Raw genomic sequence first — 17,254 nt, 5'->3', positions numbered from 1 at the left:
ATATATATTTTTACAAAAACAGAAATAACTGGAACGCCAATGTTTTAAATTTTAATTTTATTGATTTTTTTGTTAAAAAATAAATAATATTAATTTTTTGGTAATATACTATATTTAGTTTTTAGTTAGAACATTAAAAAAATTACAGTAAATTATTAAGGAAAAATATGAAAAAATCAACCAAGAGAAAAATAATTGGTTTATGAGCATCATCTGCTGCATTAACCACATTATTTGCTAGTGTTGCTATTTTAGTAACCAAAGACAAACTAAGTAGTGAAGAAATTGAATACATTCTTTCACAAATTAAAGATTCAAATGATAAAGTAAATGATTCAATCAATAAACTAGAACAAAATAAAGATTCTGTTGATACTTTAAAATTAGCAATAAAAGAAGCAGAAGAAATCTTAAGTGAATCTAAACTAGTATTTGATAAATTAAATCAAGATGATTTTAGAAAGGTTTCTGAAATTTCGAAACAACTTGATTCATTAAAAGCATCATTGCAAAATTTAGAATCAAAAATTGGAGAATCTAAAAACAAAGAATTAGAAAATAAAAAGGAACTAGACCGTGTTGTTGAAAAAGCAAAAATAACTAGTGAAAAAGCAATAACAAGACTAAATAACACATCAGAGATAAATGTTCCTGGTTTAAAAGCTGCAAATAAAGAATTAGAAAATGCATTAAAAGAAATTGAAGAAGCAAAACAAAAAGCAAAAGATTCAAAAGAACACATTGACAATTTAGCTAAATTAACCAAAAAAGCCGAAGAAGCAGAACAAAAAGTTAAGAAACTAATCAAAGAATCAGAAAACTTAACTTTAGAAGAATTAAAGAAAAGACATTTAGATGAAATTAAAAAACAAAAAGCAATATTAGAAACAAAGATTAATGAATCTAAAAATGATTTAAATTTAACCGAATTAAAAGCATTAATAGAAGATTTTAAACAAAAATTAATTGTTGCTAAAGATGCTAATGAGTATATTAATGAAAGTTCAAAAGATTTAGAGGTCTTAGATAAAAATAATGAATTAAAAGAATTGATTTTAGAATCTGAAAATACTATTTCTGAATTAGAATCAAAACAAAGCAGAATCAAAAATGAAATTAATCAAGAAATTGAAAGATTAAATAGATTATTAGAAAATAATAAATTTTCAATTGCTAATAATAATGATTTTGAAAGCCTTTCATTAGAATTTAATAATTCAAAAGCTTTAGTTGAAAATGATGTTATTGCATTGAAAAATAAAGTTGAATCTACTCAATATTTAGAAGTGAATAACCAAGTTTCTGAAATAGAATCTAAGGCTAATTCAAATTTAGAAAACGCCTTAAATAAATTAAAGGACCTTGTAAGAGAAACCTTAACATCTTCAGAATTTATAAATAACTCAAGAAAACAAGAATATAAAACATTAATAAATAATGCTTCGGATCCTAATACATTAAAGCAAATTCAAAATGATATTAAATTAGAAAATGAAAAAAATAAAGCAATTAATGACGTTAGATTATTAAATTTAATTTCAGAAGCTCATAAACAAAAAAATATTGATCAAATTAATCAGGCTTCGGAAATAAATCAAATAACCCCAATATTAAATTCATTAACTAATTTAAACCGTGAAAAGAATAATATTAAAGAAGAAATAGATAGTTTAGAAAACTTATCAAACAATCAATCATCTTCTTTATTATCAGATTTAATTAATTCAGAGACAAATGAAACTAATGCTGAAATTTTAGCTAAGGCAAAAGATTTTAATACTGATAAACAAAACAAAAAAATAGAAATTTCTAATTTAAATTCTTTAAATCAAAATGATAAAGAGAGATTTTATTCAGAAATTAAGAATGCAGATACAAAAGAAAAAGTTCTTGAAATTTTAAATAATGCCAAAGAATTGGATAACGCTAAACATGACGCATTAGAAAAATTGAATACTTTAGACAACTTAAATGATTCTGAAAAACAAAACTATATAAACAGCATTGAAAGTGCAACATCAAAAGATCATGTTGAACAATTAATTAATGAAGCAACTGAAAAGAATAATGCCAAAAAAGATGGAATTACAGAAATTAATAATTTATATAATCTTTCAAATAAGCAAAAAGAAGATTTTATTAATCAAATTACTTCTTCAGCAGAGCTTAATGAAATTAATAGAATTAAAGATGAGGCTAAGAAATTAAATGATCAAAAAACTGCAGGAATACAGGAAGTTAAAGCCTTAGATAATTTAAGTGAAGAAATTAAAGATGAAATTGAAGAAAAAATCAAAAATTCTGATTCTGTAGAACAATTTAATCAAATTGTTGAAAATGCAAAAGATTTAGATGCTAAAAAAGGTAAAATCAAAGCATTAATTGATTCAGAAGATAAAGAATTGTCTGAAGATAAGAAAAATGAATATAAACAAAGAAATAAAAACGCTAAAACAATTGATGATTTAAATACCTTAGAAAATGAAATTAATTTAGAAGATAAGAAAAATAAATCAATTGCAGAGGTTAAACAATTAACAAATATTACAAGTGAAGAAAAATTGCAATATGAAGAAAGAATTAATAATGCTCAAAGCATTGATGAAATTAATTTAATTTTATTAGAAGCAAAAGGCGCAGAAGGCCTTAACATTGAAAAAGCAAAAGCTAAAAATGAAATAAATAATTTAGACTGAATTGGAAATGATCAAAAAAATTCTGAAAAAGAAGCAATTGATAGATTAAATTCAGTAGAAGAAATTAAGAATCATTTAGATCAATTGAAAGCAACCAATACAGAAAAAGAACAAATATTTACTTCTAATGTTGTTGCCTTAGATTTATTTAATGGAGATTATATTAATAAAGTTAAAAACAATTTTATTAATTAGATTACTCAAAATGAATACAATGAAGTTAAGAACAATTTTGTTGAATTTAAGAATTCAAAACAAGGTGCTAAAGAATTAATTAATTCATTAGAAAACCTGGGAAATAATGATAAACAAAACTTCTTAGATCAATTAAAAAATCTTGAAGATTCAAGTCAAATTAATACAATCAAAGAACAAGCAAACGAGTTAAATGAGTTCAAAAAAGATTTAATAAATAAAGTTAATGAATTAGAAAATATCGAACTAAATGAAAAAGAAAACGCAAAACAAAATTTTAAAGATGCAAACAGCAAAGATGCAGCAAGAGATATTTACAATGCTTTATTATTAAAATCTCAAAAAGAAACTTCTAAAAAACAAATTGACTTATTAATAGATTTAGAATCAAATGTCCAAAATAAATATAAAAACGATATTGATTCTGCTCAAACAAAAAATCAAATTGATAGAATTCTTGAAGAAGCAAATAATGCAAATGAACTAGCTAAAGCTAAAAAAGAAGCTAAAGCTAAAATTGAATCGCTTAACTTATTATCTGATACATATAAAGAAACCAAGAAATCTGAAATTGATACTTTTTTAACAAAGCAAAACATTGAATCATTAGTAAGTTCTTTAGAAGAATTAAATAATCATAAAATTACTAAATTAGCCTCAAAAGATAATTGACAAGAAATTTCTGAAGCTGAAAAAGCAGAATTTGAAAATGAGTTAAAAGAAAAAACAACTAAAAGCGAAGTTACTTCTTTAGAGGAAAAATATACTTCATTAAACGCTAAGAGATTAGAAGCAAAACAAGTAATTCATTCATTAGATAGTTTAGATAATAGTGTTAAAAATGCATTTATTCAAAGAATAGGTCAAACAACCGACTCATCAGTAATTGATTCAATTAAACAGGAAGCAAATCAACTAAATAGCACAAATAAAGCAAACATTTCTACTCTAAAATCTTTACCACTATTAAATCAAGACTACATTTCTTCAAAAGAAACTGAAATAAAAGCATCCAATAATACAAATAAATCAAATGAATTAATTGAAGCAACAAGACAATTTTCTAACTTAAAAGATCAAACAAATAATTACATTAAAAACCTAGATAATTTAAGTCAAGATCAAAAAAGATCATTTGAAGGTGAATTATTAGCTGCAAGTGATAATAATCGAGTTGAAGCTATTAAACAAAGAGCAACTGAATTAAACAATAAAAAACAACAAGCCAAAGAACAAATTTCTAATTTGGAATACTTATCAAATACACAAAAGCAAAATTATAAAACTCAAATTGACTCAGAAAGCAGTAATGATCAAATAAATAACATTGTGTCAAATGCTAATTCTGAAAATGAAACTAAAAAAGGTTATGCAACACAAGTCAACCAATTAGATGAAATTTCTGAAGCTCAAAAAGCAAAAGAAATTAATAATATCAAATCTGCTAATTCAAGCCAGGAAGCAAAAAATATTCTTGACAATTTAGAATCAATTAACGAAGCTAAAAAACAAGCAATTGCTTTTATTAATAGTTTAGATTATTTAACTCAAGGTGAAAAGGATACTAAAAATCAAGAAATTAAAAATAATGCTGAAAGTAATGAAACAATTGAAAGCATCAAAAATGAAGCCAATTCATTAAATGAATCTAAAAAATCATTTGCAAATCAAATAAAAGCATTGTCATTAATTTCACAAAATGATAAACAAAGTGCAGATAATGCTATTAAAGCAAATGATGGTACTCAATATGCTCAAGATAAATATAATGAACTAAAAACCTTAAATGACAAAAAAGAATTTTTAAAATCAAGAATAGATTCTTCTGATAAAATTTCAAACCAAAACAAGCAAGATTTGATTGAAAAATTAAAGTCTGCACAAAATGATTCAAAAAATGAAGAAGTAAAAAACGAATTTGAAAACTTTGAAGCTCAATTAGTTGAAAATAATAAATATAAACAAGCATTAGAAAACTCTATTGCTACAATGAAAACTTTAATTAATGATGAACGTCGTGATCTTAATAAAAAAATTAAAACCTTTGAAGATTTCTTAAATGAAAATAAAAAACTAGATACTGACAATTTAGAATCATTAACAAATAAAAACAATAATTTAAAATCCTTAATAACTGAAAAACTAAATGATTTTAATAGTGAAATAGTTTCTGTTTTCTTTAAAGCAAATAATGCCCCCAGGAAGAGCAGAAAATTTACATAAAATTGATAAATTAAATGAACTAAAAAGTAATTTAGAACAAGATGTTAATAAATATAAACAATTAAAAGACCAATTGGTTGCAGGTTTTGAAAATAACTTAGATCTTACTGATTTTAATCAAACATTAGAAACAGCTGAAAGCGCTAAAAATAAAATTGCTGAACAAATTGATTTAACTAATAAATATAATGAACTAAAAACTTTAATAGATTCTAGTCAAGATTTAACTGATTCTGAAAGACAAAGCGCATCAGAAAGATGAACTAATGAGTTTAGCAACTATAATACAAATAATGATAATTATGTCGAATTTAAAGAATGATTAGATGCAAGAATAGCAGAAAATAAAGCAGCAAAAGAATCATACCGTCAAGCCAAAGCTGCAATGAGCGATTCTATTAATAAATACAGAGTAACTAACTTTAATACTGCTAAACCAGATCATGATGAAATAGTCGCTAAATTGGAAAGTATTATGAAAGCTTCAGATGAATATTATGATAGAGGCTTCCAAGAAAAGAAATTAGATAAAGTAGCACAAACTTTACAAGCTATTGTAAACACATCTAATTTATATGCTGATAATTTAGTTGAATTAAACTTATACATTAATTCAAAAACAGTTAATGCTTCACAAGCACAAAAATCAAGACAGACTTTTGTCGATGCAACAAGCGAAGTAAGAACTAAATTAAAGAATATTGACGTGAACATGGAATTTATTAATAGTAATAAAGACAAATTAATTGATAGACCTGTTTTAGCAACAAAACAAAAAGTATTTGATGAATCAGCCTATGAAAGAACACGTAGAAATCATAAACCAAATAGTGGTGGTTATGAAGTTTTAGTAATTCCGGTTTATTCAAAGGATGGATCGCGTAATCTAAACCAATTAGCAATTCGTGATCTTTCTCAATACTTACTAGGATATCCTGATGTGCAAGTTACATTTGATTTGATTGGTACTTCTCCTTTATGAGCAAGAAGAGGAGTTTATTGAAGCGAGAACAGATACAAATTCTTTGGATCGATCGAATTCAGAACACCAGATGGACTTGTAAAAAGATTTGAAAGAATTATTATTGATGAAGTTCAAGGAATTAATTAAAACAATTTAAAATAAAATATGGCATTTTAGGTTATAACCAAACTGGAGCCATATTTTTTATTTTTATTTAATTGCTTCAAGCCTTATTTTTTTTAACGAAAGTCGTTTTTTCATTTAAAATTATATTGAAAATTTTATATAGACACAAATTAAAAGAAAAAAAGTGAACAGAAGAATAATATTAAAAACAATGATTGTTATAGCTGCTGCTACAACATTTATTGCATCAATTTTACCCCCGAGATGCGCAAAGAATGTAAAAGCAAAATTCCAAGAAAATAATAAGATTAATGAAGATATAACAAATAAATTAATTAAACTAAATAAAGATGCACAAGAAATTTTTAATGTATCTGAAGAAGTAAATACTAATGATACAAATTTAAATCAATTATTAATAAATGAAAAAAACATTATGAAAGAACATCTAAATATATAGAATTAATTTGGCATTTTATTAACCATAAGGATTTTTTAGAAACCTTAAGTGAAGAAATTAAGAGTGAGATTTTATATGAAAGACAAGGAAATAAAAAAGAAATATTCGAGGAAATACTTAAAAACTTCGAGTTTTTAACTAATTGAGTTAAAAATACAGAATTTTCATACGAAACATTATCAAATGATGAATTATTCTTAGATATTTTTATGCACTCTCGTTTTGTTTCAAACGATAGAGAATTACTATCTCCTCAATTCTATGATGAAGCTAGAGATAATTTTTCTCCATTTGTTTTACACTCAAAGAATTTAGAAAGTATTATTAAATATAGAAGAGATGTAGCTGATAATAAAATTGTTGATTATATTGAAAAATGATAGTAAAAAAATGTAAACCGATTAATTGAAGGTTTACATTTTTAATATTCTATTTTTTATCTGTTTCAATTTGTTTTACAGCTTTTGCAACACCAGCTTTTTTGTAAGAAGGGCCCACTCATTTAGCTTGAGACTTAATATTATTAAGTGAGTTTTTCATAGCAACAAAAGCACCTACATATGGAATTGTTGAAGTGTCATTGCCTGAATCACCAAAATGAATGGTGTCAACAGGATTAATATTTAAAAGTTTGCAAACATATTCAATTCCCATTCCCTTTGTTGCATTTATATCATTGATTTCGATTGCATAACCTCTTGAAACAATATGCAAAGATAAGTTTTTAAATTTAGAAGATAAGAGTTCAACTAATTTTCTAATACCTTTTTTGCTTGTTCCAAAAGTAATGATTTTAGTAGCATTTGTTATTCTAGGAATTTCATCATATGTTTTTTGAATTAATTTCTTTATTCAAGGTCTAAAAACCTTTAATTTTGTCGAAGTTCCATAAATTGTATTACCACTGTTATAAATAATAAACAATTTATTTTCCTTTAATACTTCTGTTATTTCCATAACAGTATCTTTTTTAATTTCATGCTTAACAATAACATCACCTTTATTATTAACAATTAGTCCTCCATTTTGACAAATAACATATGGTGCTTCGGTTTTTTGTGCTAAATCTAGAACATATTCAGAAGCATAACGACCGGTTGCAATAATAAAAGGTGTACCATTTTGGTTTTTCTCTTTAACAATATTTAAGTTATCTAAGCTAATTCCCTCTTTTGTTTTTGGTAAATCTAATAAGGTGCCATCTAAGTCTGTAAAGTATGCTTTAGGTTTAAAGTTAATCATTTTATCGATTATTTAAATTGATTTTTTAATTCTTCAGCTGGCATGTATCCTACAGTGTGGTTAACTAATTTACCATCTTTAAAGTAAAATAGTGAAGGAATACTTGAAACATTCATTTCTCTTGCAAATGCAATGTTTTGGTCAACATCAAAATCAAAAACATTAATACCTTCATCTGAAGACGCTAAACGTTCTAATTCAGGACCTACCATTTGGCAAGGAGGACATCAAACAGCTCTAAAAGCTATAATTGCTTTTCCTTCTAAATGTTGGTTATTTAATTCGTTTTGTAATAATTTTTTATACATAATTTTCTCCTTTTATTTTTAAACTAGTAAGCTCTTGCAAAAATAACAACTCTATCAGTTTTTCTATTTGTGTAAAAACAGTTTTCATTTTTAACTTCAATATCAATATTGAATGGAATACAACGAGTTGAGGCTCCTGTTTCTTCTTTGATTTTATCTTCATCTTCACCATTACCATCAAATTTAGTTAATACAAGATGACCTTTTTCAATAAGTGATTTAAATTCTTCATAATTAGAAGCAATTTTAATATTGTTTTGTAATCTTTTCTTAGCTTCATTTAAAAGATTAATTTGAATATCGTTAAGTAATTCTTTAACTTTATAAGTAACTTCATCAATTGAAACCAAAATTTTTTCTAATGTATCTCTTCTTACTAAAACAACTTTATTTTCATTTAAATCTCTTGGACCAATTTCAATTCTTAATGGTGTTCCGTGAATTTCTGAATTTGCAGCCTTATAGCCAGCACTTTTATCACTTGCATCAATTTGACAATCAATATTTTCTTGTTCTAAAAGTGTTTTAAATTCTTCAGCAACTTTTGAAACTCTTTCATCTTTTGAAGCAAAAAGTTCAATAATATCAACTTTAATTGGGGCTATTTTTGGAGGAATAATAATTCCACGATCATCACCATGAGTCATAATTAAAGCACCAAGTAATCTTGTTGATACACCTCATGATGTTCCATAAGCGTTTTCCAATTTATTTTCTTTATTCTTAAAAGTAATATCAAAAGCTTTTGTAAAATTTTGCCCTAAATAATGGCTTGTACCTGATTGTAAGGCTTTTCCATCTTTCATCATTGCTTCAATTGTAAAAGTATATTCTGCACCAGCAAATTTTTCATGTTCAGTTTTTTGTCCTTTTATTACTGGTATTGCTAAATATTCTTCAACAAATTTTGTATACACATCTAACATTTTTTGAGTAAGTTCTTTAGCTTCGTTACTGCTTGCGTGAATTGTATGACCTTCTTGTCATAAAAATTCTCTAGTTCTTAAAAATGGGTTAGTAGTTTTTTCTCATCTTAAAACGTTTACTCATTGATTGTAGATTAATGGTAAATCGTTATATGATTCAACTTCATTTTTAAAGAAGTCTCCAAATAATACTTCACTAGTTGGTCTAATGAAAAACTTTTCACTAAGTTTTTTACCACCAACCTCAGTAACAGTTGCTAATTCAGGATTAAATCCAGCTATATGATTCTTTTCTTTGTTAAGTAAACTTTCAGGAATTAAAAGTGGCAAATTAACATTTTTAACACCCAATTTTTTAAATTCTTTATCTAATTGTAAACGGATATTATCTCAAATACCAAAAGATAATGGTTTAAAAATTATTGAACCTTTTGAAGAACCATAAGCCATTAAATCACCGTTTTTAATGACATCAGTATATCATTTTGCAAAATTTTCTTGTTGAGTTGTAATTTTTTCTAGTTTTTTCATAACTTATAATTTTATCTACTTTTTATCTTTTTTATAAAATAAAAAAAATAAACAGGCTTTGTGCCTGTTAAACCAAATCATCAAAAATATCTTCACCAGTTGAAACTGTTGGAACACCAAAGTTTCTAGCAACAATATTTCCCGCAGTTCCTAAGCCCTTTAGAGTTCCTAAAACTTTTGGATTCTTAAATGATTTTGAATAAATTGTCAATGGTAATGTTTCTCTTGTATGGTCTGGTCCAAAAGTAGGATCATTACCATGATCAGAAGTCATTATTAATAAATCATCTTTTTTCATTGCATTAATTAATTTTGCTAATTTAATATCTAATTTAGAAACATTTTGACTATATCCAATTGGATCTTCACGGTGTCCATAATGACTATCAAATTGTACTAAGTTAACAAAGATAAATTGGTTTTCTGAACTTGATGAAGCGATATCAATTGCTATATCCATATTTTCATTATCAGAAGCTGGGCCATAAACTTTGTCAATTCCAACACCTGTAAAAATATCATTAATTTTTCCAACCGCAATAACTTCAACACCAGCTTTTTGTAAATCTTCTAAAATAATGTGACCTGTTGGTCTATTTGCAAAATCATGTCTGTTAAAGGTTCTTGTAAATTTACCATCTTCATAAACAAAAGGTCTTGATATAACTCTAGCAACATTTCACTCAGGTTTTGAAGAACAAATTGCTCTTGCTCTTTTTGCATATTCGGTAAGTTTGTCAACACCTAGAGTTTTTTCATCACCAATAATTTGTAATGTTGAATCAGGAGAAGTATAAATAATCATGTCTCCTTTTTCCATATGTTGATGACCTAATTCGGCAAGAATAACTGTTCCTGATGCATTTCTATTACCTATAATTTTTCTTCCATCAAAAGCTTTAGATAATTCAGCAACTAAATCTTCTGGAAAACCTTTCTCAGTAAATTGAGGGTTAGGAGTTTCGGTATAAATACCCATCATTTCTCAATGACCTGTTAATGTGTCTTTTCCATTTGACATTTCGTGAATTTTGGCCATATATGCTAAAGGTTTTTTTACTCTTTGAGTGTGTCCTGCTACTTTTGCTATTTCAGTTATTCCTAAAGCTTTTCATGTTGGTATTTCTAAAGGTAGAGCTTCAGAAGCATGCAATAAACTATTTGCCCCTTTATCCCCAAATTCTGCTTGACGAGGTTCAGGTCCAATTCCTAATCCATCAGTAACAATAAAAAATATACGTTTAAATTTCATATTTTCTCCTTAATTATTTAATGTTGGTTGTTTGCTCTGTTAAATGAATATCCATACTTTTTAGAGTTTCTTTATCAGATTCGCTTGATATTGTAGTTCGATGTAAATATAAACCAGAAAGTTTATTAATTTGATCAAAAGCTTTTTTTGCTATAGACGACGTTTTAGCACTGATTGATAAAGCAAAAAGCGTTTCTTTTAAATCTAAAGATAAATCGTTATAATGTAATTCTCTTTTTAAATCTTGTGCTAATGAAATTGCTTCAGGATCTAAAACATCAATATTTTGTTCAATGTTTGCAAAATATTTTAATGCGTTTAAAATGGTGGCACTGTTGGAATTTAAAAGATTTGATTCCTTACCAATAATTATTTTGTCTGCATTAATTTCAATTGCAGAACAAATTTTGTTATTCTTAAAACTAAACTCGTTAGCTGCTCTAATAGATTTTACAATGTTGGAATTTATATTATTATTTTTTATAATCCTTGATAAATGAGTAACATAAATTTTTGGATTCTTATCTTGTTGATAATTTACTATTGTTTGGTAATATCTACGAATTATTTCTTTTTTAGCGGCAATTGATACAACATTATCATCGGTAATACAAAAACCAGCCATATTAACACCCATATCAGTGGGCGATTTATATAATGAACTTTTATAAATTGTATTTAATAACTTATTAAGTATTGGAAAAGCTTCTAAGTCTCTATTATAATTTGTAGCATTTATTTTGTATGCTTTTAAATGAAATTCATCAATCATATTAACATCATTTAAATCAACAGTAGCTGCTTCATATGCTAAATTAACAGGATGGTCTATGGGAAGATTTCAAATTGGGAAAGTTTCAAATTTGGCATACCCAGACTTAATTTGATTCTTATTATCATGATATAGTTGTGATAGAATTGCACTTAATTTTCCAGAACCTGGCCCAGGAGCGGTTACAACAATTAAATTTTTCTTTGTAATTGCATATTCATTTTTTCCGAAGCCTTGTTCAGAAACAATTAGATCAACATCTTGAGGATAATTTTTTATACGATATTGTTTGATAACTTTAATGTTTAATTTTTCTAACTTGTGAATAAAAGCAGTAACTTCGGGTGAAGTTTCATATTGAGTAATGATGACATTATATATTTCTAACTCATATTTTCTAAACTTCTTAATTAAGCGAAACACATCTTTTTCATAAGTTATGTTAATATCTGATCGTAATTTTCGATTTTTAATATCTTGAGCAGAAATAACTAGAAGCATTTCAACATCTTCTTTAATTTTTAAAAGCATTTTTAGTTTTGAATCATGTTTAAAACCAGGAAGTACTCTAGATGCGTGAAAATCATTAAAAAGTTTTCCGCCAAATTCCATGTAAAGTTTATTACCAAATTTATTTATTCTTTTTTTAATTTCATCTGACTGCAAATTAATATATTTTTCATTATCAAATCCAATAATCATAAATATCCTCATATATAAATTTATTTAATTCTTAAATAATTTTATATTAAATTCATCTATATTAAGCAAAATGATAAAAAATGCTTTATTTTTAAAAGAAAAATTTATAAATTAATGACATATAAAAATGCTTTTTTGTTTATAAACCAAATTAAGTGTAGAAATTGGGGTAAAATTTTTATATACTATAAAAAATTTCGAAAGGCAAATCATGAAATTTAATGAACAAAGAACAAAAATTGTTGCAACGATAGGACCATCAAGTGACAATTACGAAACAATGAAGGCTTTAATTGAAGCAGGAGTTACAACAATTAGGGCAAACTTTTCACACGGAACATTAGAAGACCATCAAAAGAAATTTGACTTAGCTCGAAAAATTTCTTTTGAATTAGACCGTCCTATTTCTTTAATGTTAGATACAAAAGGACCAGAAATAAGAGTTGGAAAAATGAAAGATGGAATTTGTTTAATTCCTGCTAATCATGAACTAACAATTAAAACAGATAAAAATTCATATGAAAATTTAATTGGAGATGAAAACACTATAACTTTTTCTTATCGTATGGATTTGGATGTTAATGAAGGAAATAAAGTTTTACTTGATGATGGTAAATTAGTATCTATTGTTAGGGAAGTAAAACCAGGTGAAGTTATTGTAGAAACAATTAACTCACATAAATTGAAAACAAATAAAAGAGTTAATATTCCTGGAGTAGATTTTTCATTACCATTCTTATCGCAAAAGGATATAGATGATATTGTTTGAGGGGCAAAATATAAAGTAGATTACATTGCAGCTTCATTTGTTAACAACGCTTCACAAGTTAAACAAATTAGAAAAATTTTAGATGAAAATAATGGACAACATATTCAAATTATTTCTAAAATTGAATCGCAAACTGCAATTAATAATATTGATGAAATTATTCGCGCTTCAGACGGAATAATGGTTGCTCGTGGAGATTTAGGTTTGGAAATACCTTTCTATGATGTTCCTTATTGACAAAAGAAAATTATTCGTGCAGCAAGAATTCAAGGTAAAGAAGTTATTGTTGCAACACAAATGCTTGATTCAATGGAAAATAATCCGCTACCAACAAGAGCTGAAGTAACTGATGTTTATTATGCAGTAGAATTAGGTGCTGATGCAACAATGTTGTCTGGTGAATCTGCATCTGGAAAATATCCAGTTGAAGCAGTTAAGACAATGTCTAAAATTGCTAAAAGAGCCGAAAAAGAATATTTCACTGAATTATTCTATGAAAAACAACTACAAAAAGTTGCTAATGATCAAAACTCAAGAATGTTAATTGCTTATGAAGTTGCTTCAATATTACAAAGTGGTGAATATAAGTTTGCTATTGTTCTTTCTCATAGTGGAAAATTATTAAAAGAAGTTGCTAAATATAGACCAAATGCTTTTATTGTTGGGGTAGTTAGTGATGATAAATTAGTTTGAAGTTATGGAATTACTGCTGGGGTATTCTGTGAAAAACATTCTGAAGCAGTAAGAGCCTTAATTAAATATAATCACGATGCCGGACGTCAAGTTCTAACTTCATACGGTGCTAAAAAAGGTGATAAATTTATTGTTGTTGATAGTTTAAATATAACTTCACATGAATATTAAAATAAAGAATGAATGGCACTTCGCGTTAGGAGTGCTGTTTTATTTTTAAATGTTTGTAATAAAATATAAGTGTGTAAAAAAATATATATATTGGGAAAAATAAATGAATTTTTTTAATCAATATAAAAAAGACTTTCTAAAAGCTATAGAAAGTCAATATTACAGTGAAATATTAAAATTAAAAAAGAAAGACCACTGATAACATCAGGTTTTGGATTTGGTATTGAAAGATTAATATTATTTTAATAAATCAATATGATATTAGAAACGTTACGTTTATACCGAGGGACACACATGAAATTATCGAACCATAATTTAGACGAAATAATAATTTTTTTATATGATAATATAAATAAATTCAATAAAAGATATAACAAGAAAATTAAAATTATAATAAAAGGATCTTGAGCCTTACAACATAAAGGATTGATTGATAGAAAACCGAACGACATTGATTTATGTTTTATAAACAATGAAAATCTTGCTGATAAAAGAAAATTTATCAATTTTTTAGCGAAAGAAATAAACGCTACTTTAATTAGAGAAGATGAAAATTTAATAACAATTAAAGATAAAAAATACGGAAAAATTGAATTTATTTTATTTGAACACATTAATAATCTTTTATTAGAGAAAGTAAAAGAAACTGTATATATTGCTAATACAAACTTTTTAATAACTGGCAAAATATTAATGTTAAATTATGTAATGTCAAACTATTATTTGCACCCTGATAAAAGAGAAAAAATTGAAACAACAATTAGAGATTTAATGTTTATTAATAAACAAAATTCATTTATTGACAAATTTAATTCAAATACATTAGAACCGGTTATATTAAATTTAATAAGCAACTCAGTTTTTATTTTTGTATTTTATAAATATGATACTTTTTTATGATGAAGTAAAGAATTTAATGATTATATTTTTGAAAACAATGATATTAACACATTTTTTAATAAAATCAAAAGTATATTTTTTGATATAAGTAAAAATGAAAAAATTATGAAATTTATTGATTTTAATAAAAAAATTATTAGGTTATTCTTTGATGGAACAATAAATAAAGAATTTTAAGTATGTCTAATATATCCCCGTCAGGTAATGAAAAATTATTTATTAATTCAATTATTAAATATCCAACAAAGAAAAACGGGGTTTTTAAGATTACAAACAACAATTCAAAAATAATTTTTAATGCTCACTGCGATGAAGTTATGGGTATTTTAATAAATAATGAAGCCTTTACACTTGGGACAATTAATTGGAATTCTTCACAATTACTAAATATTTATGATACTGATGGTAAATTAGTTTATAAAGATGTTTCTTTTGATATTAATGAAAATTATATTTTTTCGATTGAAAAAAACAATAAAATTAATAGACCTAAAATAAATATTAAATTTGATTCAAGTAATAAATTAATTGATGAAAATAAAATATATTATTTTTGTTCAAATAAAGAAACATCCATAAATAATTTCAGCTTAATTTCAAGAAACAACGATAATAAAATAAATGTTCTTTTACTTAACCTTTTTAAGAAATGGATGAATATAAAATCTAATATAATTTTCAGTTGTTCCGAGGAGGTAAATCTCTCAGGAATTAAGGAATACAAGCAAACTATGTGTCCAGATAGCTTTTTAGTAAATTTAGAGGTATCTGAATTTGAAAAATGAGAAAATCATAATATTCTAATAAGAGTTTGTGATTATTTTACTGCTTACAATGCGGAAATTATTGACCTAGTTCAGAAAAAAATTAATGAGTATAATATCCCGTATAAATTCACTTTTGGAAGCGGTTCTACAGACGTGACGGAAACGATTCAAAAAAATCCATCAGTAACTGTTTCGATTCCAGCGGATTCAATACATTCTATGGAATCTAAAATAAGTTTATTAAATATTATATATATGTTGCAAATTATTTATATTTTAGATACGGAGTTAAATGATGAAAAATAAAGTTAAATATTCATTTTCTTTAGTTTTTTCAATGATTGGCTCTGAGGCTTTTAAATTAGCTACTGCTGTATATATTTATAAATTTACTAGTAGTTTTTGATTAGTTTCACTTTTATATTTATTAATACAGGTTCCAACTTTTATTTCTTATTTATTAAATAAAAAAATCACTGAACGTTGAAAATTAAAAAACATTCTTTTCATTTGTGATCTGTTAAGTTTATCAATTCTAGCAATTATTTTAATTAGTTCCTTTTTTATTATTAAACAAAACATATCCCCTGGAGATGGTAATACTAATTCATATTTTGGTTTTTCAATTTTCCTTTTAGTTATTAATGTTTTTTTAAATATTATTCATTCATTTAGATTCGTTGCTTTAAAATCGATTTTATATTATCTGTCGTCAAATAAAAAAGACATAAAGACATATAATTTTTTAACGGTGCTGTTAACATCTATTTCAATATTATTAGGTGTTGCATTATCGTTTGTTTTATTTTCAAAACTTCCATTTTGGTCAATAATTGTGTTTAATATGGCTACTTATTTAATTTCAGGTATACTGTACTTTAAATTAAAACCAAATGCAAAAGCATTAAACACCACAGCAGATATTGAACAAAATAAAATAGTAAACTCTTTAGAAACGGTTAAAATTCAAACTAAAAGATATATTAAAAACATTTGAATTTATACAATAGCATGTAGTTTTATTATTGGAATATTTTTATTTCCACGAACAGCAGGAATGTCTCAATTTTTCAATGAAATTAAATTCGAGGCATCAAAATTTTCTTTTGTTTTAAATATTTGTTTTGCGGCATTTGGATTTATTGGTAGTCTTATTTCTTTTTTAATAAAAGATAAAAACATTAAATTGATTTGAATTTTAATTCCAATTAATCTGTTATTTATAATGTTAATACCTATTTTATTTTCAAATATGAATAATGTAGGTAAAAATATATTTTATTTATTATTGCTTGGGATACAACAAATTTTCTTTTCATTATTTCTAGCTATTTTTTATACAAATAGTTACCTATTTTTTAAAGAACAGCAATTTAAGCAAAACACCATTTATACTCTTATTTTTAGAATAATTTCCTCATCACTTATCATTATTTTACTAACATTAATAACGATAAAATTAGGATATTTTATAAGTTTCTTATTTTTTGCTTTATTTATTATTAAAAATTAAAAATATGGCGTTCCAGTATACGTAAGTAATCTGGCGCCATATTT

At 25.3% G+C, this 17,254-nt stretch carries 14 protein-coding genes; 9 read left to right on the top strand and 5 right to left on the bottom strand.

Annotated features, from left to right (window positions below):
* Positions 1 to 167: 167 nt before the first annotated feature.
* The 5 genes from ACQW0Y_RS02690 (at position 168) to ACQW0Y_RS02670 (ending at position 7,047) form a co-directional block, all read left to right on the top strand.
* Positions 168 to 2,891, top strand: coding sequence for a hypothetical protein (locus ACQW0Y_RS02690; RefSeq protein WP_427867625.1), 2,724 nt, complete (start codon positions 168 to 170; stop codon positions 2,889 to 2,891).
* Positions 2,892 to 5,114: a hypothetical protein gene (locus ACQW0Y_RS02685; protein ID WP_427867626.1), complete on the top strand. Its 2,223-nt coding sequence runs from the start codon at positions 2,892 to 2,894 to the stop codon at positions 5,112 to 5,114.
* The gene (locus ACQW0Y_RS02680) at positions 5,083 to 6,225 is read left to right on the top strand and encodes a hypothetical protein (RefSeq protein WP_427867624.1); all 1,143 of its coding nucleotides are present in this window, start codon (positions 5,083 to 5,085) and stop codon (positions 6,223 to 6,225) included. Before ACQW0Y_RS02685 ends, ACQW0Y_RS02680 begins: the two co-directional genes overlap by 32 nt.
* A gap of 163 nt (positions 6,226 to 6,388) precedes the next feature.
* Positions 6,389 to 6,664 (top strand): hypothetical protein, encoded by a 276-nt coding sequence (locus ACQW0Y_RS02675; protein WP_427867623.1) that lies wholly within the window; start codon positions 6,389 to 6,391, stop codon positions 6,662 to 6,664.
* A 209-nt stretch (positions 6,665 to 6,873) separates the two neighbouring features.
* Complete coding sequence (locus tag ACQW0Y_RS02670; protein ID WP_427867622.1) at positions 6,874 to 7,047, top strand: hypothetical protein; 174 nt, start codon at positions 6,874 to 6,876, stop codon at positions 7,045 to 7,047.
* A gap of 46 nt (positions 7,048 to 7,093) precedes the next feature.
* Here the strand turns inward: ACQW0Y_RS02670 and ACQW0Y_RS02665 are convergent, their stop codons facing one another.
* The 5 genes from ACQW0Y_RS02665 to ACQW0Y_RS02645 form a co-directional block, all read right to left on the bottom strand.
* The gene (locus ACQW0Y_RS02665; RefSeq protein ID WP_427867621.1) at positions 7,094 to 7,906 is read right to left on the bottom strand and encodes a Cof-type HAD-IIB family hydrolase; all 813 of its coding nucleotides are present in this window, start codon (positions 7,904 to 7,906) and stop codon (positions 7,094 to 7,096) included.
* A gap of 8 nt (positions 7,907 to 7,914) precedes the next feature.
* On the bottom strand, positions 7,915 to 8,214 hold the full coding sequence (locus ACQW0Y_RS02660; RefSeq protein ID WP_060823417.1) for a thioredoxin family protein: 300 nt from the start codon (positions 8,212 to 8,214) through the stop codon (positions 7,915 to 7,917).
* A 23-nt stretch (positions 8,215 to 8,237) separates the two neighbouring features.
* Positions 8,238 to 9,671 carry a proline--tRNA ligase gene (gene proS, locus ACQW0Y_RS02655; protein WP_427867620.1) on the bottom strand — a complete coding sequence of 478 codons (1,434 nt, stop codon included), beginning with the start codon at positions 9,669 to 9,671 and terminating at the stop codon, positions 8,238 to 8,240.
* A 67-nt stretch (positions 9,672 to 9,738) separates the two neighbouring features.
* Complete coding sequence (locus tag ACQW0Y_RS02650; RefSeq protein WP_427867619.1) at positions 9,739 to 10,923, bottom strand: phosphopentomutase; 1,185 nt, start codon at positions 10,921 to 10,923, stop codon at positions 9,739 to 9,741.
* Positions 10,924 to 10,936: 13 nt separating this feature from the next.
* Entirely contained in the window at positions 10,937 to 12,397 is a 1,461-nt protein-coding gene (locus ACQW0Y_RS02645; protein ID WP_427867618.1) for a DUF1846 domain-containing protein, read from the bottom strand.
* Positions 12,398 to 12,608: 211 nt separating this feature from the next.
* On the opposite strand from ACQW0Y_RS02645, the gene pyk reads away from it, so the two are divergent.
* From pyk to ACQW0Y_RS02625, 4 genes are all read left to right on the top strand, one after another.
* Positions 12,609 to 14,030, top strand: a complete 1,422-nt coding sequence (pyk, locus tag ACQW0Y_RS02640; protein ID WP_427867617.1) for a pyruvate kinase — start codon at positions 12,609 to 12,611, stop codon at positions 14,028 to 14,030.
* A 294-nt stretch (positions 14,031 to 14,324) separates the two neighbouring features.
* A complete protein-coding gene (locus tag ACQW0Y_RS02635; RefSeq protein ID WP_427867616.1) occupies positions 14,325 to 15,107 on the top strand; it encodes a hypothetical protein in 783 nt (260 codons plus the stop codon).
* A gap of 2 nt (positions 15,108 to 15,109) precedes the next feature.
* The gene (locus ACQW0Y_RS02630) at positions 15,110 to 16,003 is read left to right on the top strand and encodes a hypothetical protein (RefSeq protein WP_427867615.1); all 894 of its coding nucleotides are present in this window, start codon (positions 15,110 to 15,112) and stop codon (positions 16,001 to 16,003) included.
* Complete coding sequence (locus ACQW0Y_RS02625; protein WP_427867614.1) at positions 15,993 to 17,210, top strand: hypothetical protein; 1,218 nt, start codon at positions 15,993 to 15,995, stop codon at positions 17,208 to 17,210. Before ACQW0Y_RS02630 ends, ACQW0Y_RS02625 begins: the two co-directional genes overlap by 11 nt.
* The last annotated feature ends 44 nt before the right edge of the window (positions 17,211 to 17,254 follow it).

Source organism: Mycoplasmopsis arginini (assembly GCF_965278885.1).
GTDB lineage: Bacteria > Bacillota_I > Bacilli_A > Mycoplasmatales > Metamycoplasmataceae > Metamycoplasma > Metamycoplasma arginini_B.
Note: the sequence above shows the minus strand (reverse complement) of the source record. Positions and strands in the feature narration are given on the sequence as shown.